A 22,155-nucleotide genomic window follows, 5' to 3' on the forward strand; every position below is an offset into this window, starting at 1 on the left:
GTTGACCGTACATTTTTATTTATGCAGATGTTCGTAGTGTGGGTGTGTTGTCATGCCCGCACTTTTTGTTTGCCTGCAGAATGCAGTCAAAAAGCGTTGTGAATCAATTCGAAGAAACTATGGAGGTGGCTCATTATTAGCAAAGATCAATTGGTTAATGAGGGTATCCGTGCACGTGAAGTTCGTCTGATCGGACAAAATGGCGATCAGCTCGGCATCAAGTCCCGTCAGGAAGCACTTGAAATCGCCGGCCGCGCAAATCTTGACCTTGTGTTAGTTGCAGCAAATGCAAAACCGCCTGTCTGCCGCATCATGGACTACGGTAAGTTCAGATTCGAGCAGCAGAAAAAGGACAAAGAAGCACGCAAAAATCAAAAAATCATTAACTTAAAAGAAGTTAGATTAAGTCCGACGATCGATGAGCATGACTTTAACACGAAATTGCGCAATGCGATTAAATTCCTTGAAAAAGGCGATAAAGTGAAAGCTTCTATCCGCTTTAAAGGGCGCGCAATCACTCATAAAGAAATCGGCCAGCGCGTATTGGACCGTTTCTCTGAAGCATGTGCGGAAGTTGCGACAGTCGAAACAAAACCAAAAATGGACGGCCGCAGCATGTTCTTAATGCTCGCGCCGAAAAACGAAAAGCAATAAGGAGGAAATCCCATGCCAAAAATGAAAACTCACCGCGGATCTGCTAAACGTTTTAAAAAGACAGGTTCTGGGAAGTTAAAACGTTCTCATGCATATACAAGTCACTTATTCGCCAACAAATCCCAAAAGCAAAAGCGTAAGCTTCGCAAGGGTGCTATTGTAAGCGCAGGAGACTTCAAACGCATCAAACAACAGCTTGCCAACATCAAGTAATCGGACAAGGAACAATTAGGAGGGAAATATAATGCCAAGAGTAAAAGGCGGAACTGTGTCGCGTCAGCGTCGTAAAAAGGTTCTTAAATTAGCAAAAGGTTATTTCGGTTCAAAACATAGATTATACAAAGTAGCAAACCAGCAGGTCATGAAATCAGGAAACTATGCATTCCGTGACCGCCGTCAGAAAAAACGTGATTTCCGTAAGCTTTGGATCACTCGTATCAACGCTGCTGCACGTATGAACGGTCTTTCTTACAGCCGTTTAATGCACGGTCTTAAGCTTTCAGGCATCGAAGTAAACCGCAAAATGCTTGCTGATCTTGCTGTAAACGATCTTACTGCTTTCAATCAGCTTGCTGATGCTGCTAAAGCTCAGTTAGACAAGTAAGTTGAAAAAGCCGCTCTCTTTCCGGGAGCGGTTTTTTTACGTAAAGGGTGACAATCAATGGCTCTCTTCATTTACGCCGTATTGATAAACGGATACGGCTTTTGGATCATGGGCGCTGATAAAAGAAGAGCAAAGGCGCACAGGTGGAGAATATCAGAGAAACGAATATGGCTCACAGCCGCCATGTTCGGCTCACTCGGCGTATGGATCGGCATGTGCACCTTCAGGCATAAGACGAAACACAAATCCTTTTTATACGGGGTGCCGCTGCTTTTTCTCACTGAAGCCGCCCTTGTGCTGATGTATTTGATGTATAAAACATAAAAAGCAGGAGAGCTTATCGCTCGCCTGCTTTTTTCGCTTTTTTGATGGGCTGGTCCCAATCAATCTTGCAATTCGGATACCGCTCCAATACCTTTTTTTCGACTTCTTCAAAATCACCTGCAGAAAAGCGGTTCAGCTTTTCCGGATTTTCGGTCCATACAAATATCGTATGAATAAACAGCGGATGATCTTTGGAAGGGATATGCTTTTCTCCTTCAAAGAGCACTCCTTTATAAGTAAGCTGGAGATTTTTTCGCGTGTTTTTCTGTTCGTCAATAAAATAAAAATTCTCTTTTGATTGTGCCAGTCTGAGCCTTCTTTTCGGGTTTGCGTAAAATTTGACGCACATGTAAATAAAATAAATAAGAAGTGCAAGCAAGACAATCCTCAATACTGTAATGGCCATATGTGTGAAGGCACCTCCTCACCTTTGTCATGATCTGATGTAATACGAAAAACAAAACAAAAGGTTTCATTTTTTTAAAAGAAATAGATAAAAACATTTACCCGTTTTTCAGGCGAATTAATCGTATGCTTCAGCATTGGTTTTGTATAATAAGAAGGGTAGTGAAAAAAAGGAGGTTTATTGATGACAAAATTAGATGAAACGCTCACCATGCTGAAAGCGTTAACGGATGCAAAAGGGATACCGGGAAATGAGAGAGAAGTAAGACAAGTGATGAAATCATACATAGAACCATTTGCCGATGACGTCACAACAGACCGGCTGGGAAGCTTGATCGCCAAAAAAACCGGCAAAGAAAACGGTCCGAAAATCATGATCTCAGGGCATTTAGACGAAGTCGGTTTTATGGTGACGCAAATCACTGATAAAGGCTTTCTCCGCTTTCAAACCGTCGGCGGCTGGTGGTCTCAGGTCATGCTGGCCCAGCGCGTCACCGTCGTGACAAAAAAAGGGGACATCACGGGGATCATCGGTTCGAAACCGCCTCACATTCTGCCTCCTGACGCCAGAAAAAAAGCCGCCGATATTAAAGAGATGTTCATCGATATCGGGGCGTCTAGCCGTGAAGAAGCAATGGAATGGGGCGTTCTTCCGGGTGACCAGATTGTGCCGTATTTTGAATTTACAGTGATGAACAATGAAAAGCATTTATTGGCGAAAGCATGGGACAACCGTATCGGCTGTGCGATTGCCATCGATGTATTAAAAAATCTGAAAAACAGTGATCACCCCAATGAAGTATACGGGGTCGGAACGGTTCAAGAAGAAGTCGGGCTGCGCGGGGCGAAAACAGCGGCACATACGATCCAGCCTGATATCGCGTTCGGTGTGGATGTCGGAATTGCCGGAGATACACCGGGAATTTCTGAAAAAGAGGCGCAAAGCAAAATCGGCGAAGGGCCGCAAATTATTCTGTATGACGCGTCAATGGTATCTCACAAAGGGCTGCGCGACCTTGTCGTGAACACGGCGGAAGAAGCGGGAATTCCGTATCAATTCGATTCCATTGCCGGAGGGGGCACGGATTCAGGTTCCATTCATTTAACCGCAAACGGAGTGCCGGCGCTGTCCATTACGATCGCGACGCGTTACATTCACACTCATGCCGCTATTTTGCATCGGGATGATTATGAGAATACGGTAAAATTGATTACAGAAGTGATTAAAAAATTAGACCGGGAAACAGTTGACCGTATTACTTACCAATAAAGATACGGAAGAATCTGCTTTTTTAAGCAGATTCTTTTTTTTGTCTGTACAAATATGAGCCCTGCGTCTACAATAAGAGAAGACATAGAAAAATCTGACAACATGTTTTTGAAAGCGCTTTAAAAAAGGGGAGGGTTTACAAATGAAAAACAGATTCAGACGCATGATCCGCTTTTCGTGCGCAGCCGTTACAGCCGGGCTGCTGCTGATGTCTTCATCTCCGGCATCTGCCGCGTTTTGGGGGGCATCAAATGAATTGCTTCACGATCCGACAATGGCGAAGGAAGGAAACACGTGGTACGCTTTCGGAACCGGTTTGGAAGGGGAGAGGGGGATTCGCGTCTTAAAGGCGGGCAGCGGCGGCGTATGGACCGTTCAGAAATCAATCTTTACTTCCCCGCTGTCATGGTGGGGCAATTATGTGCCGAATTACGGGCTGAATCAATGGGCCCCCGATGTTCAATATTATAACGGAAAGTATTGGCTGTATTATGCCGTTTCTTCATTCGGCAAAAATACCTCCGCGATCGGTCTTGCATCATCTGCAAGCCTCAGTTCGGGAAACTGGAAGGACGAAGGGCTCGTCATCCGTTCAACAAGCGCCGATAACTACAATGCAATTGATCCGGAGCTGACAATTGATAAAGACGGAAACCCTTGGCTTGCCTTCGGTTCTTTTTGGAGCGGCATTAAGCTGACAAAGCTTGATAAAAATACAATGAAACCGACGGGATCACTTTATTCCATCGCTGCCAGACCGAATAACGGCGGAGCTTTGGAAGCGCCGGCCATCACCTACCAGAACGGCTACTATTACTTAATGGTGTCGTTTGATAAATGCTGTTCAGGCGTGAATAGTACGTACAAAATCGCTTATGGAAGATCCAAAAGCATCACGGGCCCATATCTCGATAAAAGCGGGAAAAGCATGTCAGAAGGCGGAGGGACGATTCTTGACTCCGGCAATGACCGCTGGAAAGGCCCGGGCGGTCAAGACATTGTGAACGGGAATATTTTAGTGCGTCATGCGTATGATGCCGAAAACAGCGGAATTCCGAAGATGCTCATCAATGATATCGACTGGAGTTCAGGCTGGCCTTCCTATTAATTGATCAGCCGGGCATGTGTGTCCGGCTTTTTTACTTGCAATAAAAGATTGACAGGTTGATTCCTCCTTAACTATAATAAAGTTGTTCGTACAAATAAAAGGATAAAAGTTTTGTGGTTTATATTCGTACGTATACTTTTTAAAATGCAAGCGCTTTATTTTGATGGGAAGGGGAAATGAATGTGCTTCAGAACAAAGAATATGAATTTTGGTTTGTAACGGGAAGCCAGCACTTATACGGAGAGGAAACGCTGCAGCTTGTCGATAAACACGCAAAGGGAATATGTGACGGCCTCAGCGGGGTGTCATCAAGATACAAGATCAGGCATAAACCGGTTGTCACGTCATCTGAAACAATCAGAGAGGTTTTGCGGGAAGCGCAGTATCAAGAAAACTGTGCGGGGGTCGTGACGTGGATGCATACATTTTCCCCTGCGAAAATGTGGATTGAAGGTCTTTCCGCTTTTCAAAAGCCGATGCTTCATCTGCATACCCAGTATCATCGCGACATCCCATGGGAAACGATTGATATGGATTTTATGAACAGCAACCAATCCGCTCACGGAGACCGGGAATACGGATATATCCAGTCAAGAATGGGGCAGACGAGAAAAGTCATCGCAGGCTATTGGGATGATGAGGAAGTCAAACATGACATTTCGCAATGGATGAACACTGCTGCCGCTTGGAATGAAAGCAGGAATATTAAAGTAGCCCGGTTCGGCGACAATATGCGGAATGTGGCGGTTACTGACGGAGACAAAGTCGGCGCCCACATCCAATTCGGCTGGCAAGTTGACGGGTACGGAATCGGCGATCTTACCGAGGTGATGAACAACGTCACCGACGCAGAAATTGAGGCGCTTTATGAGGAATACGACAAATTGTATGTCATCAGCGACGAAACAAAACGGGATGAAGCAAAAGTTGCTTCCATTAAAGAACAGGCGAAAATTGAACTCGGATTAACGGCCTTTCTCGAACGGGGCGGATATACAGCGTTTTCGACCTCCTTTGAAGTTTTGCACGGAATGAAGCAGCTTCCGGGACTTGCCGTTCAGCGTCTCATGGAAAAAGGGTACGGATTTGCCGGCGAAGGCGATTGGAAAACGGCTGCCCTTGTGCGAATGATGAAAATAATGGCGGACGGAGAACAAACCTCCTTCATGGAAGATTATACGTACCATTTTGAACCGGGGCGTGCGATGATTCTCGGATCACATATGCTTGAAGTATGTCCGACGATCGCCCTTGATCAGCCGAAAATCGAAGTTCATCCTCTCTCAATCGGAGGGAAGGAAGATCCGGCCCGGTTGGTCTTTAACGGAATCGGCGGTTCAGCCATCATCGCCAGCATCATTGATATCGGCGGGCGATTCCGTCTCATTCTGAATGAAGCGGAAGGCAGGGAAATTGATCATGATATGCCGAATCTCCCTGTGGCGCGGGTGCTGTGGAAGCCGGAGCCATCGCTGAAAACAGCTGCGGAAGCATGGATTTTGGCGGGAGGCGCCCACCATACCTGTATGTCCTTCCGGCTTACGGCTGAACAGATGCTTGACTGGGCTGAGATGGCAGGCATTGAAAGCATCTTTATTTCCCGCAATACCGAAATACATGAGCTGAAAAAAGAGCTGAAATGGAATGACGTATTATACCGGCTGGGAGGGAATTGATATGGCGTATACGATTGGTGTTGATTTCGGCACATTGTCCGGCCGGGCGGTGCTTGTCAATGTCCGCACGGGCGAAGAAATCGCGTCTGCGGTAAAAGAATACACTCATGCCGTCATCGACCGCACGCTGCCGAAGACGGGTGAAAAACTCCCTCGGGACTGGGCGCTTCAGCATCCTGCCGATTATATCGAAGTTCTGGAAACGGCGATTCCGAACCTGCTTGAGCAGGCGGGCGCTGATCCAAAAGACGTGATCGGCATAGGAATTGATTTTACCGCCTGCACGATTTTGCCGATAGACGGCGCGGGGCAGCCGCTTTGTATGCTGCCGGAATTTGAACGGGAGCCCCACAGTTATGTGAAGCTGTGGAAGCATCATGCGGCTCAAAAACATGCAGACCGTTTGAACACGATTGCCGAAGACACAAAAGAAACATTCCTTAAAAGATACGGCGGTAAAATTTCTTCTGAATGGATGATCCCGAAAATCATGCAAATCGCGGAAGAAGCGCCGCATATATACGAGGCGGCAGATCGGATTGTGGAAGCGGCAGACTGGATCGTCTATCAATTGTGCGGTTCATTGAAGCGAAGCAACTGCACGGCCGGCTACAAAGCAATCTGGAATGAGGAGACGGGGTATCCGCCGGATCATTTTTTCGAAAAGCTCAACCCGTTAATGAAAACGATTACAAAGGATAAATTAGGCGGTACCATTTATTCAGTCGGGGAAAAAGCAGGAGGTTTGACCGAAAAAATGGCGGAGCTGACCGGGCTTCTGCCGGGGACGGCCGTTGCCGTCGCCAATGTCGACGCTCACGTGTCAGTGCCCGCGGTCGGTATTACAGAGCCGGGGAAAATGCTGATGATCATGGGAACGTCTACCTGCCATGTGCTGCTCGGCGAGGAAGAACATATCGTCCCCGGTATGTGCGGGGTCGTCAATAACGGCATCTTGCCCGGATATGCGGGATATGAAGCGGGGCAGTCCTGTGTCGGCGACCACTTTGAATGGTTCGTCAAAACGTGTGTTCCGAGAGACTATGAGAAGGAAGCTGAGGATAAACACATAGACATTCACGAGCTGCTCAGCAAAAAAGCAGCTGAACTTGTTCCAGGGGAAAGCGGCCTTCTCGCGCTTGACTGGTGGAACGGAAACCGGTCAACCTTGGTGGACGCCGATTTGACGGGCATGATGCTTGGTATGACGCTGCACACGAAGCCGGAAGAAATCTACAGGGCATTGATTGAAGCGACGGCGTTCGGAACGAGGATGATTATCGAAACGTTCCGGGAAAACGGCGTTCCGGTCGAAGAGCTTTACGCAGCCGGAGGAATCGCCGAAAAAAATCCGTTTGTCATGCAGATTTATGCAGACGTCACAAATATGGATATTAAATTATCCGGGTCTCCGCAGGCGCCTGCACTGGGCTCCGCGATTTTCGGAGCGCTCGCCGCGGGACGGGAAAACGGGGGATTCTCCAATATTGCTGAAGCATGCGCGCATATGGGGAAATTAAAAGACGGCTTTTATGCCCCGAACCCGGAAAGAGCTGAGATTTATGACAATTTATATGCGGAATATAAAGAGCTCGTACACTACTTCGGCAAAGAAAACAATGTCATGAAACGCCTGAAAGCCATTAAAAACCGTGATTTTGCAAAAGGAGGGAGCCGCCATGCTTGAAGCGTTAAAAGAAGAAGTGCTCGCCGCCAATCTGAAGCTTGAGGAACATAACCTTGTCACGTTTACATGGGGGAATGTCAGCGGCATTGACAGAGAGAGCGGGAGAATCGTCATTAAACCGAGCGGTGTCGATTACAGTGAGCTGACCGCTGACAAACTGGTCGTCCTGAATGAGGACGGAGACATTCTCGAAGGCTCGCTGAAACCGTCTTCTGACACGCCGACCCATCTTTATCTGTATAAAGCGTTTCCGGCTATCGGCGGAATCGTTCATACTCATTCCCGCTGGGCGACGAGCTGGGCACAGTCCGGAAGAGACATACCCGCTCTCGGAACGACTCACGCGGATTACTTTGAAAGCGCTATACCCTGTACGAGGGAAATGTATGAAGAAGAAATTGTGAAAGATTATGAATATCATACAGGCAAAGTCATAGCCGAAACCTTTCAAAACGAACCGTATGAACAAAATCCGGGTGTCCTCGTCCACAGCCACGGCCCGTTCTGCTGGGGAACGGACGCGCTGAATGCCCTGCATAACGCCGTTGTGCTCGAAACGGTAGCGGAAATGGCCTACCATTCGCTTATGCTGAACAAACAGCTCAGTCCGATCGACAGAGTGCTGCATGATAAGCATTTTTACAGAAAACACGGGGCGAATGCTTATTATGGCCAAACTTGACGCAGCCGGGTTTCTGATTGATTTAGACGGAACCGTATTCAGGGGGCGGGAGCTGATTGACGGCGCAAAAGAAGCCGTTCATACCCTTCAGTCACTGGGCAAAGCCGTTGTCTTTTTAAGCAACCGCGGCAATCTATCAAGAGCAATGTGCCGAAAGAAACTGCTGGGTGCCGGTATCCGCACGGATGAACGGAGCATCGTGCTGTCCTCCAGTGTGACGGCATCATTTTTAAAGAAGCATTATCCTTTGTCAAAGGTGTGGGTGTTAGGAGAGAAAGGGCTGACTGATGAACTCGCTTTAGCGGGTGTCGCCTTGGCGCAAAACCCGCAGGCGGCAGACTGGCTTGTCATCTCCCTGCATGAAACCGTCACCTATGAGGATCTGAATCTCGCTTTTAAGGCGGCTTCCTCCGGCGCGCGTATCATCGCCACGAACCGGGACCGCTCCTTTCCGAATGAAGGCGGCCATGCCATGGACGTCGCGGGAATGATCGGGGCCATTGAAGCATCCGCCGGAGCAAAAACGGAGCTTGTCATCGGCAAACCGTCTTGGCTGATGGCTGAGGCGGCATGTGAAGCGCTCGGACTTCCCCCTGAGGAATGCGCCATTATCGGAGACAGCCTCGAATCTGATATCGCAATGGGCAGGCTGTACGGAATGAAAAGCGTATTGGTTCTGACGGGGGCGGCCAAACTTGGGGAGCCCCGTCTATATGAACCTGACATCGTCCTTGATTCTATTAAAGACCTGACAGAATTAGCGAAGGAGGGAATCCTTTTATGAAACGTTCTCCTGAGGACATTCAATCCGAGTTTGACAAGGAAGGGGCCAGCCGCTCACCGATTCAAATAGAAGATATCGTGATCGGGTCGAATGCAAAAGAAGAGCTTCTCACATTTCTGCAAAAAAAATGCTGGAATCATCCGGTCATCGTCTGTGACCGGAACACGTACGAGGCGGCGGGACGTCTGCTTGCGGACGAATTGAGGGCAGGCGGGATCAAAGCGTCAAAAGTCATCATTCCGGAGCATGAAGCCGGGACCGCCGCGGCTGATGAGAGGACATTGGTCTATACGCTGATCAATCTCGCGGAAGAGACGGATGTCATCATTGCGGCCGGTTCAGGAACGATTCACGACATTACACGGTTTGCCGCCTGCCAGCGCGGATTGCCGTTTATCTCATTCCCCACCGCTCCGTCAGTCGACGGTTTTACATCGGCGGGAGCGCCGCTCATATTAAACGGAATCAAAACGACGATTCAAACGAAAGCGCCGATCGCCTTATTTGCGGATACGAATGTATTAAAAGAAGCGCCCCGTTCAATGACAGCCGCGGGCTTCGGAGACATGCTCGGAAAAATAACATCGCTGGCAGATTGGGAGATTTCCCGCAGGCTAGCGGGTGAGCCGTACTCAGAAGCCGGGGCGAAGCTTGTGAAAGACGCGCTTTGGCAGTGCATTGATCACCGCGCTGACATTGCCATGGGAACGGAGGCCGGCATTCAGATACTGATGGAAGCGCTGATCGTTTCGGGTCTTGTCATGCTTGCGCTTGACCACTCCCGCCCCGCCTCAGGAGGAGAACATCACATCTCGCATTGGATTGAGATGGAAATGCTGAAGGCAAAACAGCCTCCGATTCTCCACGGTGCGAAGGTCGGCTGTGCGTGCGCGGTGCTGAGTGATGTTTACAAAGAACTGGCTTGTCACGAAAAGCTTGCCGAACTGCCGCCGCACTTTCGCGAGGCGATTCAATCTGCATATGAAGGGCTTCCCGACGGCAAAACAATTGCCGGGTGGCTCACATCTGCGGGGGGTCCCGCCTGTTTCGATGAGATCGGTGTAAAACAGGACCTTGTCAGCGATGCGCTTAAGCATGCGCACACACTGAGAGACCGTTATACCGGTTTAACTATCATAAATGAAAATGCAGCGCTCTTTGCACATCATTTGCATCAATAGCCGCACGGCCTAAAGTGGAAGGGGTAATGACATGAAAAAAACGACCGCTGTATGTTTGGTGCTGATGATGCTCTTCTTGTTTACCGCCGGCTGTTCACAAGAACGGACTGCCGGCCGGCCGGGAGAAACGGAGCTGACGTTTTGGACGTTTAACGGCCTGCACGAACAGTTTTATCAGGAAATGGTCAAAGAATGGAATCAGAAATTTCCGGAGCGCAAAATCAAGCTGAATACCGTCGTTTATCCTTATGGACAAATGCATGATAATTTATCGGTTTCGCTGATCGCGGGTGAGGGGCTTCCCGATATAGCCGACGTGGAATTAAGCCGGTTCTCGAACTTTCTGAAGGGGAAGGATATCCCGCTTGCCGATCTGACGCCGCTGATTGAAAAAGACCGCGATAAGTTTGTGGAAGCGCGTCTGGCCTTGTACAGCAAAAACGGAAAATTGTACGGCCTTGATACACATGTGGGGACGACCGTCATGTTTTACAACATGGATATTATGAAAAAAGCGGGCGTTGATCCCGCCTCCATTAAGACATGGGAAGATTACCGGCGGGCAGGGAAAAAAGTGCGTGAAGCATCTGGGAAACCGATGGGAACGGTTGAAACAAACGACTCCGCCACATTCCTATCCATGATTTCGCAGCAAGGGTCAGGCTACTACAGCAAAAACGGAAAATTGATTCTGAACAGCAAGACGAATACAGACACACTGAATTATGTAAAGGACATGGTAAATGATAAAACCCTTCTGCCGGCTCCCGGCGGCGGCCATCACAGCGAAGAATACTACGGTTTTATGAATCAGGGCGGGGCAGCCTCAGTGCTGATGCCCATTTGGTACATGGGACGGTTTATCGATTATATGCCTGATTTAAAAGGAAAAATGGCGATTTACCCTATGCCGGCCTGGAAAGAAGGCGGTGACAGATCAGCGGGTTTAGGCGGAACAGCCACCGTCGTGCCGAAGCAGGCTGAACATCTGAAGCTCGCGAAAGAATTTCTCGGTTTTGCGAAAGGTTCAAAGGAAGGGAACATAAAGCTTTGGACGGTGCTCGGCTTTGACCCGCTCCGCTGGGACGTGTGGGATTCAAAAGAATTGAAGGAGAAAAACAAGTACACGGATTTCTTCCGGAACGGTACGTCAATTTTTTCCTCGCTCCTTGAAATAAAAGATGAGATCAATCCGATTTATCTGCATGAAGACTTCTCTAAAGCGGCTGATCTCGTTGTCAGACAGGTGCTGTTCGATGCGCTGAAGACGCAGGAAAAAACACCTAAGGAAGCCTTGGACGAGGCGGCAGAGCAATTAGAGAAATAGGAGAAGCCGTCCTATTTAACAGTGAAAGCGGGGGAGCTTTTATGAGACCTGTAAAGACAGAGACAGCACAAACCGTTTCTGCAGTCCGGAAGAAGCCGCGCCGGCGTAATGTGCTGTATTCAAAAAAAGCGGCGCCTTATCTTTTTACGGCGCCATTTATCATTTCGTTTCTCGTTTTCTTTTTGTATCCGATCATCAGCGTGTTTATCATGAGCTTTCAGCGGATACTGCCGGGAGAAATTACATTTGTCGGGTTTTCCAATTATACCGCTCTTCTTAATCCAACCTTTTATACGGCATTATTTAACACATTGGAATATACCTTCTGGACGCTGATCGTGCTGATTCCGGTGCCGCTTCTTTTGGCGGTGATTCTGAATTCGAAGCTCGTCAGGTTCAGAAATGTATTTAAATCGGCTCTGTTTGTACCGGCTCTAACATCGACGATCGTAGCGGGGATTATTTTCCGTCTGATGTTCGGAGAAATGAATACGTCGCTTGCAAACGAGCTGATGATGAAGCTTGGCGCATCACCCCAAAACTGGCTCAACAACAAAGGTACCGGCATGTTTTTAATGGTGCTGCTTGCGTCATGGAGGTGGATGGGCATTAACATTCTTTACTTTCTGGCCGGATTGCAAAACGTGCCGAAAGAATTGTATGAAGCGGCTGAAATTGACGGGGCGAGTACGTGGAAAAAGTTCCGGCATATTACCCTTCCATTTTTAAAGCCGGTGTCCGTTTATGTGTTAACGATCAGTATTATCGGCGGTTTCAGAATGTTTGAGGAAAGCTATGTGCTTTGGCAGAATAATTCCCCGGGCAATATCGGCCTCACACTTGTCGGTTATTTATATCAGCAGGGGCTTGCATACAACGAAATGGGGTACGGGGCCGCAATCGGAATTGTCCTTTTGCTTGTCATCTTACTAGTCAGCCTTGTTTCACTGAAACTGTCCGGTTCGTTTAAAGGGGAGGGATAAGCGTTGCGTAACAATTACATGTTTTCCGTGTACAGAGTCGCGTTTACCTTGTTTTTTATCATGCTGAGCCTGTTGTATATCTTTCCGATGATCTGCCTATTGCTCGGTTCATTAAAGCCGTCATCTGAGCTGATGCGCATCGGGCTGAATCTGCGTCTTGATCCGGATGTGATGAGCCTTGATAACTATACGTATTTGTTCAACGGGGGGAGCATTTATTTCAAATGGTTTTTTAACAGCCTGCTGCTCGGCGTTCTCACCACGGTTCTCACGCTGTTTTTTTCCTCTTTGATCGGCTACGGACTCGGTGTCTACGAATTTAAAGGCAGAAATATTATTTTCGTTCTTGTGCTGATCATTATGATGGTGCCTCTTGAAGTGATGATGCTTCCGTTGTTCAAATTGACGGTGGGTCTTCATTTGATCGATTCTTATACGGGGGTGATTCTGCCGTTTATTGTGTCGCCTGTCGCCGTGTTCTTTTTCCGGCAATATGCGCTCGGACTTCCGAAGGATTTGCTTGATTCAGCAAGAATGGACGGCTGCACCGAATTCGGCATTTTTTTCAGAATTATGGCGCCGCTCATGAAACCGGCATTCGGGGCAATGATCATTCTTCAATCTTTAAACAGCTGGAATAACTTTTTATGGCCGCTGATCGTGCTTCGGTCGAAAGAAATGTTTACGCTTCCAATCGGACTTTCAGGGCTGCTGAGTCCGTACGGAAACAACTATGACATGCTGATTTCCGGGTCCGTTTTTGCGATACTGCCGGTGATCATCATATTCTTGTTTTTCCAAAAATACTTCATTTCCGGCCTCACAGTAGGCGGAGTGAAGGGATAGAGAGAGGGAGGAAATATAATGAAAAAAGCGGGGATTACAGCAGATAAAGAATATATCATCGGTGAAGTGGACAAACGGATGTACGGATCATTTATAGAACATATGGGCCGGGCGGTGTATGAAGGCATTTATGAGCCCGGACACCCGAAAGCCGACAAGGACGGCTTCAGAACAGACGTGCAGGAGTTAATCAAGGAATTGCAAGTGCCGTTCATCCGCTATCCGGGAGGGAATTTTCTCTCGGGCTACAATTGGGAAGACGGCGTCGGGCCGGTGAAGGACCGCCCGCGGAGGCTTGATTTGGCATGGCAGACGACAGAAACGAACGAAGTGGGGACGAATGAATTTTTAACGTGGGCGAAAAAAGTGAACGCCGAAGTGAATATGGCGGTTAATCTCGGGACGAGAGGGATCGATGCCGCCCGGAACCTCGTCGAATACTGCAACCATCCTGAAGGGTCATACTGGAGCGACTTACGAAAATCGCACGGATATGAAAAACCTTACGGCATCAAAACATGGTGCTTAGGAAATGAGATGGACGGCCCTTGGCAGATCGGTCATAAAACGGCGCATGAATACGGACGGCTCGCCGCTGAAACGGCAAAGGTGATGAAATGGACGGACCCGACGATCGAATTGGTGGCTTGCGGAAGCTCAAACAGCGGCATGCCGTCCTTCATCGAGTGGGAGGCCGAGGTGCTTGAGCATACGTACGAGCATGTGGATTACATCTCACTGCATACGTATTACGGCAACCATGAAAATGATCTTGAGAACTACTTGGCGAAGTCGATGGATTTAGACCATTTTATTAAATCCGTCACAGCCGTATGTGATTATATGAAAGCGAAAAAACGCAGCAAAAAAACGATTCACCTTTCTTTAGATGAATGGAATGTGTGGTATCACTCAAATGAAGCGGATAAAAAAGTGGAGCCATGGATTACGGCCCGGCCGATTCTTGAAGACATCTACAATTTAGAAGATGCGCTGTTGATCGGTTCACTGCTGATTACGATGCTGCAGCATGCGGACAGACTGAAGATCGCCTGTCTTGCCCAGCTTGTCAACGTAATTGCGCCTATCATGACTGAAAAAGGCGGAGAAGCATGGAGGCAGCCGATCTTTTACCCTTACATGCACGCCTCAGTCTACGGGAGAGGGTCTTCGATGAAGCTGCTGATCACCTCCCCGAAATACGACTCAGCGGACTTTACGGATGTGCCGTATGTTGATGCCGCGGCCGTTTACCGCGAAGAGGATGAAGCACTGACCATTTTTGCCGTCAACAAAAGCAAGGAACTGATGGAAACGGAGATAAAGCTGAGAGGGTTTGAAGATTACCGCATCATTGAGCATATCGTGCTGGAGCATCAGGATATGAAAGCGACCAATCAAAAAAACAGAAAAGAAGTCATTCCGCACTCCAACGGAACGTCTTCGGCAAATGCTGAAGGGATAACGGCTCATTTTACTCCGCTGTCCTGGAATGTCATCCGTTTATCAGGAAAATAATGTTCCGAAAAGCCGGGCTGCGCTGCCGGCTTTTTTTCACGCAAAAATCATCTCCTGTTATCTGATAATTGTGATAATATTTAGAAAAAGAGAAAAGGGGCTGGGATTAAATGAATGCGATTACAATCGTCATAGCGTCTATATGTATTTTGGCGATCGCCTATCGGCTTTACGGTACCTTTATGATGGTCAAAGTATTAAAAATCAATGATCAGACACCGACTCCGGCCCATGTGCTTGAGGATGGGAAAGATTATGTGCCGACGAATAAGTGGGTGTCATTCGGCCACCACTTCGCGGCAATCGCCGCTGCCGGCCCGCTTGTCGGACCGATTCTGGCAGCTCAGTTCGGCTATCTGCCCGGGCTTTTATGGCTGTTAATCGGGGCGGTGATCGGAGGAGCCGTGCACGATATTGTCGTATTGTTTGCATCAATGCGGAAAAACGGGAAAACGCTTTCTGAAGTTGCCAAAGAAGAGCTCGGCCCGGTGGCGGGTTTTTGCACGGGTCTCTCGATGCTGTTTATCATTACGATCACGATGGCGGGGCTGTCCATGGTTGTGCTGCACGCGCTTGAGAAAAACCCGTGGGGAACGTTTGCGGTGGGGATTACGATTCCGATCGCGATGGGGGTCGGCCTCTACTATAAAAAAACAGGCAATCTCAAACTCGCATCAACTGTCGGGTTTCTTTTGTTAATGGCCGGTGTTGTCATCGGGCCGCGGCTGCAGGCAACGGCTCTCGGGGACATGCTGACACTGGATGCGAAAACGCTTGCAGTGGCGCTTCCTGTCTATGCGTTTTTCGCCGCGGCGCTTCCGGTTTGGCTTTTACTGGCTCCGCGTGACTATTTAAGCAGTTTTATGAAAATCGGGGTTTTTGCCGCTTTGATTGCAGGCGTCTTTTTCGTCAATCCCGCCATTAAATTCCCGGCCGTAACGGAGTTTATTCACGGCGGAGGGCCGGTGATCGCGGGTCCTGTCTGGCCGTTTATTTCAATAACGATTGCCTGCGGCGCCATTTCAGGCTTTCATGCATTTGTCGGTTCCGGCACAACGCCGAAAATGCTGGATAAATGGAGTGATATAAAGCCGGTTGCTTTCGGAGCGATGCTTGTGGAATGTCTCGTCGGAATTATGGCGCTCATTGCAGCTGCCGCTCTTGAGCCCGCCGACTATTTTGCCATTAACAGCACGCCTGAAATATTCCGCACCCTCGGGATGAATGTCGTCCATTTGCCTGAATTGAGCAAAGAAATCGGGCTCAGTCTGGAAGGAAGAACGGGCGGAGCCGTTACGCTTGCCGTCGGAATGACGTATATCTTTACGGAGATTCCGTTTTTCAGTCATTTGGCTTCATACTTTTTTCAATTCGTCATTATGTTTGAAGCGGTGTTTATTTTAACGGCGATTGATGCGGGAACCCGTGTCGCCCGGTACTTGATTCAAGAGTTTTTCGGAGAGGTCTATAAGCCGCTGAAAAAAACAGACTGGCTGCCGGGCTCGATTTTCTCAAGCGCGCTCGCCTGCCTGCTGTGGGGCTATCTTCTGTATTCGGGCGATATCAGCTCCATTTGGGCGCTGTTCGGCGTATCCAATCAGCTTATGGCGTCTGTCGGCTTAATTATCGGTGCGACCGTCGTATTAAAAATAGCGGATAAGCGGCTCTATATGCTGACATGCCTGATTCCTCTCGCTTATTTGTACGTGACCGTCAACTATGCGGGTTATTGGATGGTGCGGTATGTGTATTTGAACCCCGAAGCGGCGGGATACAACGTGCTGAATGGCGTTTTATCCATTATCATGCTCATTCTCGGGCTTGTGATTATCATTGCGGCTGTGAAAAAATGGGCGAATGTATGGCGTGATCCGAGTGCCAGACTGGAAGCTTCAATACCCGGATAAATCCGCGGCCGTCCGAACATTGCAGCATCATAAAAAAGCAGAGAGCCGATCGGTCTCTCTGCTTTCATCTTATGACAAATCCGCCGCTTCCAAAAGGTAATCCGCCAAATGAACCGCGCGGACACGGCCTGTTAATCCTTCGCGCAAAATGCCGAGCTGCATTTGCAAAAGGCATCCGGGATTGGCTGTCACGATGACGGCCGCCTCCGTTTTTCCGGCGGCTTTCATCTTGCTGTCTAATATTTTCATAGACATTTCTGACTCTGTTATATTATAAATTCCCGCCGACCCGCAGCAGCTGTCGGCCTTTTCCATTTCTCTGTACTCAGCCCCTTTAATGCTTTTCAAAAGCGTGCGCGGTTCCTCTGACGTATGCATCACATTGCGGAGATGGCAGGAGTCCTGATATGTGACGATATGAGGAGACTGTGCCCGCAGGTTTTTTTGATGGAACTTCAGATCAACCAGTACGGATGAAAAGTCTTTGAGCTTCCGGACGAATTGTTCGGCACGTTCCGCCCATCCAGGTTCATCTTTCAGTAAATGCGGATATTCCTGAAGAAAGGCGCCGCATCCGCCGGCGTTTGTAATGATATAATCAGCGTCAAGCGCTTCAAAAGCCGCGATATTCCGCTTGGCCAGTTCTTTTCCCATCTCTTTTTCTCCGCTGTGCCCGTGAAGCGCGCCGCAGCACGCCTGGCCGTCCGGAACCGCGATTTCACACCCGGCCGCCTGTAAAAGCGCCGTTGTCGCATGATTTGTCGCTAAAAACATCGTATCCATTAAGCAGCCCGAGAAAAAAGCGGCCCGTTTTTGGACGGGACCCGCGGCAGGAAGAAAACGCGGCCTTTCCTTCATGTCTTTCCGTTTCGGGGCGGGCGGGAGCACTTGTTCCATTGTGCGCAGATGTTCAGGCAAAACGCGCAGCATACCGGTTTTTCTGACGGCGGTCTGCAGTCCCGATCTTTGGTATATTCCGAGAAGATTCACGGCTGTCTGCATGCGGTTTTGATGAGGGAAAAGCCCGGTGAAGGCGGCTTTCCGCAAGAGGCGCACGCCCGGCTTATGTTTTTTATTTTGATGAATGATATCCCTCGCTTCTTCAAGCAGCTGTCCGTAATTGACCCCTGCCGGACAAACGGGCTCGCATGCCCGGCACCCGAGACACAGCGAAAGTGAGCGCTCGACATCTTCATCCGGCTCGATCAGTCCGTCAGTGACGGCTTTCATCAGGGCGATCCGGCCGCGCGGCGAATGGGATTCTTGAAATCCCGATTCGATATAGGTCGGACAGGAAGGAAGGCAGAAGCCGCAGCGCATACAGTTCAGCAATTCACCTTCATCCATGCGGTTTTTGAATTCTGTTTGAATTTGTTGCTGCTCTCTAGCCGTTGTCATTTCATCACCACCACGCGTTTCCTTGATGAATTGGCGAATATTTTTCCCGGATTCAGCAGATTTTGGGGATCAAGCGCTTGTTTGATCGCTTTCATGGCGGTGATGCCTTCTGTTTTCAGCTTCATTTCTAAATACGGCGCTTTTACGATGCCGACCCCGTGTTCACCCGTTATCGTCCCGCCCAGTTCAATCGCTTTTTCAAAAATGGCGGCAAAAGCTTTTTCGACACGTTCCATCTCCTCTGTATTTCGGATATCGGTGGTGCACGTCGGATGGAGGTTGCCGTCTCCGGCATGACCGAATGTGCAGATGGACAAGCCGTATGTTTCTGCAATCTCGTTAATGGCTTTGACCATGCTGGCAATTTGTGATCTCGGCACGGTCGCATCTTCCAGAATCGTTGTCGGTTTCAGCCGGGCAAGGGCTGATAATGCCGACCTTCTGGCCTCTGTAAGCGAGAATGCCTCTTCCTCGGTTTCAGCCGTTTGGACGGATACGGCTGCTCCGTTTTTACAGATGGCTTCGATTTTTTCCATATCTCGTCTGACCGTTTCGATGTCACCGTCCTGTTCGATCAGCAGCACCGCTTTTGCGTCGGTCGGAAGCCCGATCTTGGCGTAATCTTCAATGACCTGCAGTGTCGGCTGATCCAGAAATTCGAGTGTCGCCGGAATGATTTTTTCAGCGATGATGGCAGAAACCGATTCCGCAGCCGCTTCAATATGTTCATAGAGTGCAAGCAGCGTTTTTTTCGTTTCCGGCTTCGGAACCAGCTTTAAAGTCGCTTCCGTCACAACGCCGAGCGTCCCTTCTGATCCGACGAAAAGCCGGGTCAGATCATAACCGGCGACATCCTTTGTCAGCTTTCCTCCTGTGCGGATGATATCGCCTGAAGCCAAGACGGCTTCAAGGCCGAGGACATAATCCCGGGTGACGCCGTACTTCAAACCGCGCAGCCCGCCGGAATTTTCATTAATATTCCCGCCGATCGTCGATATTTTCATGCTGCTCGGATCAGGCGGATAAAATAAACCTTTTTGTTCAACCGCACGGATCATATCTTGCGTGATTACGCCCGGCTGGACGGTTGCCGTCAAATTTTCTTCATCGATTTCTAGAATGCGGTTCATATGTTTGAATAAAAGCACAAGCCCGCCTTCAGACGGACATGTGCCGCCGCATAAGTTTGTGCCTGAACCCCTCGGCACGATCGGAATGTCATGCCTGCTGCAAATCGTTAGTATACGCGACACGTCATCCGCGCTGCGGGGGGCGATTACCGCATCCGGCATGGCTTGCAGCTGAGGAGCCGCATCATAAGAATACACAAGACGGCCCGCCGCCGAATCATCATAATTCTCCTTCCCGACCGTCCGGATGAACGCTTCTTTTGCCTCTCGTGAAATCATGTTCTCCCAACCTCCCTGATAAGAAAAGCGTTTTCATTTAATTGTAAAGAAAAACGATTCCGCACACTATGGAGAAACATATGAAAAATGATGATATGATTACGTGATTTTTGTATGTTGATCTAAAAAGCGCAGCGCCAAATAAAAAGCCGTTATGTCTTCGGGGCGGTCAAGTTTCATATTTGTCAGTGATTCCAGTTTGGAAAGACGGTAGCGCAATGTATTGATATGAATATGCATGTCGTCGGCGGTGCGCTTTAACGATAATTGCCGGTCGAAAAAGGCGCGCAGCGTATCCAGAAGTTCTTCCCGGTCCAGTACATGCTCGAGAACCCGCCGTGAAAATTCCGACCTCGTGCGGGGTGTGATATCGGCAAGACACATATCCAGTTTTAAATCTTCTTCAAAGACGGCCTGCTTGTCACCGATACCGGCTGAAAGTGCTTTATCCGCCTGTTCGTATGATTCCGTGAGGCGCTCTCCCGGAACGATCCGTCCGATGCCGGCGGTGACAGGCTGCCCGAAAACGGCGCCGATCTTTTTAATGAGCTGTGTTTTGGAAGCCGAATTTGCTTCATGATTAATGAGAATGCGTTCATTTCCCCAGCGGACAAACAGGTCTTCAGGGCATTCGTACTGCCAGAGCCGCCCGAGCTCCTCCGCTTTATATTGCTCATAACGGCCTTGAATGAGTATGATCCGGCGGTATGCGTGAAGGTCTGCGCCGATGAGCTTTGCTTTTTCTAAAAAGCCCGGAGACCATTCTTTCAGCTGCAGCCAATCAACCATAAAGGATTCAAGCATTCTCGCACGCCACTGCGCTTCTTCCATATGGCGCGTTTCTTTAATAAACAGCTCCGTCATTTTTCTGAGCAATTCTCCGAAAGGAAGGATATCGTCAGGGTCTCCTGTCAGACCGAATACTCCGATCACTTCATGACCTGAAAAAACGGGGAGGTTCAGTCCTGCTTTTACGCCCTCGAGCCGTTTTTCATCTTCTTTCGTAATGATGACATTCCGTTTTTCGCGCGCGCAGATCAGTGCGCCTTCATGAAACCATCCGGCGCGCGCCTCGTTGGTGCCCGCGATGATCATTCCTTTTGTATCGGCAATAATCACTTCGCGGCTGTACATATGTTTGACTTCGGCAATCAACTTCTTTGCCAGTTCCGGCTGTAACTGCATGGCGATCCCCCTCGCCATTATTATACAAAAAAAACCGGGTGTGCCATCACCCGGTTCATGCTTATTGCGCAGGTTTTAATCCGCCTTCAAGTGTTTTGAGCATTTCATTTTTTTCTGAGTCCGACGCATGCTGCCAAAGAACTTCGAATAAGACGCCGAGGCCCGGAAGCATTTTTTCTTCACCGCTTTGGATGGCGTCAACGATAGTATGCTCCAGCTGATCCTGGTTATTGCCGGTTACATTGGCAATAACGGCGTTGCGTAAATTAAGATCCATTACAACCGCTCCTTTTTCCTGAATGTGATACGCATATTCTTACCGCGCACGCGGTTTATTATGTGCTGTTCTTAAGATATAATAACAACATGCATGAAAAAAGGAGAGCACAGACATAAAGTGAAACGAATCGACTCTGCAAAAAACCAAAAAGTGAAGGATTGGAAAAAACTTCACACAAAAAAAGAGAGACTTAAAACGAATACATTTCTGATAGAAGGAGAGCATCTGGCAGAAGAAGCGCTCAAATCAAAGGGAACGGTAAAAGAAATTCTCGTAAACGATGAGAGCGCCATCCCGGCCGATCTGGACATGAGTATCCCGTGCTACGTGCTGAGCGAAGACGCGTTTTCAGCCGTGACGGAAACGGAAACGCCGCAGCGGATCGCCGCGGTCTGCCATATGCCGGATAAGCAGCCTGATCAGCTGAAGCGGCTGCTTCTGATTGATGCCGTGCAGGACCCGGGGAATTTAGGAACAATGATCAGAACGGCAGATGCGGCGGGGATCGACGCCGTTGTCCTTGGTGAGGGAACAGCAGACCCGTACAACGGAAAAACGCTGCGTTCAGCACAAGGTTCTCATTTTCATATTCCCATTTTGAAACGTCCGCTTGATGAGTTTACCGCTGAGCTGAAATCACAAGGCGTCGCGATCTACGGCACGGCGCTTGAAAACGGTGCGGCTTATCAAAGCGTGAAGCCTGAAGAATCGTTCGCGTTAATCGTCGGGAACGAGGGGGCGGGAGTGGACGCCGGCCTTCTGCAAAAAACGGATCTCAACTTGTACGTTCCGCTGTACGGACAGGCGGAATCGCTGAATGTGGCGGTAGCGGCCGCCATCCTCGTTTATCATCTCAGAGGATAGGTTGCGAAAAGCCTTGGATTTCACTATAATAGATAGCAATAATGTAAAAACCGTGACAGAGGA

At 49.0% G+C, this 22,155-nt stretch carries 22 protein-coding genes and 1 other annotated feature (1 of these 23 running past the window's edge); of the genes, 17 read left to right on the forward strand and 5 right to left on the reverse strand.

Annotation, left to right across the window (positions count from 1 at the left end; all coding sequences use genetic code 11):
* Window positions 1-74: a sequence feature (ribosomal protein L20 leader region), on the forward strand; it begins 57 nt to the left of the window's first position.
* Between the two features lie 58 nt (window positions 75-132).
* From infC to CXL14_RS09805, 4 genes are read left to right on the forward strand one after another with little or no spacing between them, the layout of a single operon-like run.
* Window positions 133-654: a translation initiation factor IF-3 gene (infC, locus tag CXL14_RS09790; RefSeq protein WP_071543361.1), complete on the forward strand. Its 522-nt coding sequence runs from the start codon at window positions 133-135 to the stop codon at window positions 652-654.
* A gap of 12 nt (window positions 655-666) precedes the next feature.
* Window positions 667-867 carry a 50S ribosomal protein L35 gene (gene rpmI, locus CXL14_RS09795; RefSeq protein ID WP_003152493.1) on the forward strand — a complete coding sequence of 67 codons (201 nt, stop codon included), beginning with the start codon at window positions 667-669 and terminating at the stop codon, window positions 865-867.
* 31 nt (window positions 868-898) lie between these two features.
* Window positions 899-1,258 (forward strand): 50S ribosomal protein L20, encoded by a 360-nt coding sequence (gene rplT, locus CXL14_RS09800; RefSeq protein WP_007613019.1) that lies wholly within the window; start codon window positions 899-901, stop codon window positions 1,256-1,258.
* Between the two features lie 57 nt (window positions 1,259-1,315).
* Window positions 1,316-1,582, forward strand: coding sequence for a DUF1294 domain-containing protein (locus CXL14_RS09805; RefSeq protein ID WP_014418601.1), 267 nt, complete (start codon window positions 1,316-1,318; stop codon window positions 1,580-1,582).
* Between the two features lie 13 nt (window positions 1,583-1,595).
* Here the strand turns inward: CXL14_RS09805 and CXL14_RS09810 are convergent, their stop codons facing one another.
* Entirely contained in the window at window positions 1,596-1,988 is a 393-nt protein-coding gene (locus CXL14_RS09810) for a hypothetical protein (protein ID WP_003152498.1), read from the reverse strand.
* Between the two features lie 183 nt (window positions 1,989-2,171).
* On the opposite strand from CXL14_RS09810, the gene CXL14_RS09815 reads away from it, so the two are divergent.
* The 12 genes from CXL14_RS09815 to cstA all read left to right on the forward strand — a co-directional run bounded on the left by CXL14_RS09815 (window position 2,172) and on the right by cstA (window position 16,956).
* Complete coding sequence (locus tag CXL14_RS09815) at window positions 2,172-3,257, forward strand: M42 family metallopeptidase (protein ID WP_007408096.1); 1,086 nt, start codon at window positions 2,172-2,174, stop codon at window positions 3,255-3,257.
* A gap of 142 nt (window positions 3,258-3,399) precedes the next feature.
* Window positions 3,400-4,365 carry an arabinan endo-1,5-alpha-L-arabinosidase AbnA gene (locus CXL14_RS09820; RefSeq protein WP_014418600.1) on the forward strand — a complete coding sequence of 322 codons (966 nt, stop codon included), beginning with the start codon at window positions 3,400-3,402 and terminating at the stop codon, window positions 4,363-4,365.
* A gap of 182 nt (window positions 4,366-4,547) precedes the next feature.
* Window positions 4,548-6,041, forward strand: coding sequence for an L-arabinose isomerase (gene araA, locus CXL14_RS09825; RefSeq protein WP_022552845.1), 1,494 nt, complete (start codon window positions 4,548-4,550; stop codon window positions 6,039-6,041).
* 1 nt (window position 6,042) lies between these two features.
* Window positions 6,043-7,728, forward strand: a complete 1,686-nt coding sequence (gene araB, locus CXL14_RS09830) for a ribulokinase (RefSeq protein ID WP_014418598.1) — start codon at window positions 6,043-6,045, stop codon at window positions 7,726-7,728.
* Complete coding sequence (gene araD / locus CXL14_RS09835; protein ID WP_003152509.1) at window positions 7,721-8,410, forward strand: L-ribulose-5-phosphate 4-epimerase; 690 nt, start codon at window positions 7,721-7,723, stop codon at window positions 8,408-8,410. The genes araB and araD overlap by 8 nt, the downstream gene beginning before the upstream one ends.
* The gene (locus CXL14_RS09840) at window positions 8,388-9,194 is read left to right on the forward strand and encodes a sugar-phosphatase AraL (protein ID WP_370530869.1); all 807 of its coding nucleotides are present in this window, start codon (window positions 8,388-8,390) and stop codon (window positions 9,192-9,194) included. The genes araD and CXL14_RS09840 overlap by 23 nt, the downstream gene beginning before the upstream one ends.
* On the forward strand, window positions 9,191-10,375 hold the full coding sequence (locus CXL14_RS09845; protein WP_014418596.1) for a sn-glycerol-1-phosphate dehydrogenase: 1,185 nt from the start codon (window positions 9,191-9,193) through the stop codon (window positions 10,373-10,375). Before CXL14_RS09840 ends, CXL14_RS09845 begins: the two co-directional genes overlap by 4 nt.
* Before the next feature lie 31 nt (window positions 10,376-10,406).
* Window positions 10,407-11,702: an arabinooligosaccharides ABC transporter substrate-binding protein AraN gene (locus CXL14_RS09850; protein ID WP_014418595.1), complete on the forward strand. Its 1,296-nt coding sequence runs from the start codon at window positions 10,407-10,409 to the stop codon at window positions 11,700-11,702.
* A gap of 41 nt (window positions 11,703-11,743) precedes the next feature.
* On the forward strand, window positions 11,744-12,685 hold the full coding sequence (locus tag CXL14_RS09855) for an arabinooligosaccharides ABC transporter permease AraP (RefSeq protein WP_007408105.1): 942 nt from the start codon (window positions 11,744-11,746) through the stop codon (window positions 12,683-12,685).
* Between the two features lie 18 nt (window positions 12,686-12,703).
* Window positions 12,704-13,531 carry an arabinooligosaccharides ABC transporter permease AraQ gene (locus CXL14_RS09860; RefSeq protein WP_007612991.1) on the forward strand — a complete coding sequence of 276 codons (828 nt, stop codon included), beginning with the start codon at window positions 12,704-12,706 and terminating at the stop codon, window positions 13,529-13,531.
* An 18-nt stretch (window positions 13,532-13,549) separates the two neighbouring features.
* Complete coding sequence (gene arfA, locus CXL14_RS09865; RefSeq protein WP_014418593.1) at window positions 13,550-15,049, forward strand: arabinosylfuranosidase ArfA; 1,500 nt, start codon at window positions 13,550-13,552, stop codon at window positions 15,047-15,049.
* A 110-nt stretch (window positions 15,050-15,159) separates the two neighbouring features.
* Window positions 15,160-16,956, forward strand: a complete 1,797-nt coding sequence (cstA, locus tag CXL14_RS09870) for a carbon starvation protein CstA (RefSeq protein WP_014418592.1) — start codon at window positions 15,160-15,162, stop codon at window positions 16,954-16,956.
* Window positions 16,957-17,025: 69 nt separating this feature from the next.
* Here the strand turns inward: cstA and CXL14_RS09875 are convergent, their stop codons facing one another.
* The 4 genes from CXL14_RS09875 to sspI all read right to left on the reverse strand — a co-directional run bounded on the left by CXL14_RS09875 (window position 17,026) and on the right by sspI (window position 21,225).
* Window positions 17,026-18,354, reverse strand: coding sequence for a (Fe-S)-binding protein (locus CXL14_RS09875; protein ID WP_014418591.1), 1,329 nt, complete (start codon window positions 18,352-18,354; stop codon window positions 17,026-17,028).
* Entirely contained in the window at window positions 18,351-19,763 is a 1,413-nt protein-coding gene (gene glcD / locus CXL14_RS09880; RefSeq protein WP_014418590.1) for a glycolate oxidase subunit GlcD, read from the reverse strand. Before glcD ends, CXL14_RS09875 begins: the two co-directional genes overlap by 4 nt.
* A 99-nt stretch (window positions 19,764-19,862) precedes the next feature.
* Window positions 19,863-20,948 (reverse strand): CdaR family transcriptional regulator, encoded by a 1,086-nt coding sequence (locus CXL14_RS09885; protein WP_014418589.1) that lies wholly within the window; start codon window positions 20,946-20,948, stop codon window positions 19,863-19,865.
* Window positions 20,949-21,009: 61 nt separating this feature from the next.
* Complete coding sequence (sspI, locus tag CXL14_RS09890) at window positions 21,010-21,225, reverse strand: small acid-soluble spore protein SspI (RefSeq protein ID WP_003152527.1); 216 nt, start codon at window positions 21,223-21,225, stop codon at window positions 21,010-21,012.
* 120 nt (window positions 21,226-21,345) lie between these two features.
* On the opposite strand from sspI, the gene CXL14_RS09895 reads away from it, so the two are divergent.
* The gene (locus CXL14_RS09895; protein ID WP_007408111.1) at window positions 21,346-22,092 is read left to right on the forward strand and encodes a TrmH family RNA methyltransferase; all 747 of its coding nucleotides are present in this window, start codon (window positions 21,346-21,348) and stop codon (window positions 22,090-22,092) included.
* Window positions 22,093-22,155: the final 63 nt, after the last annotated feature.

Source organism: Bacillus sp. SJ-10 (assembly GCF_002843505.1).
Taxonomy (GTDB): Bacteria; Bacillota; Bacilli; order Bacillales; family Bacillaceae; genus Bacillus; species Bacillus velezensis.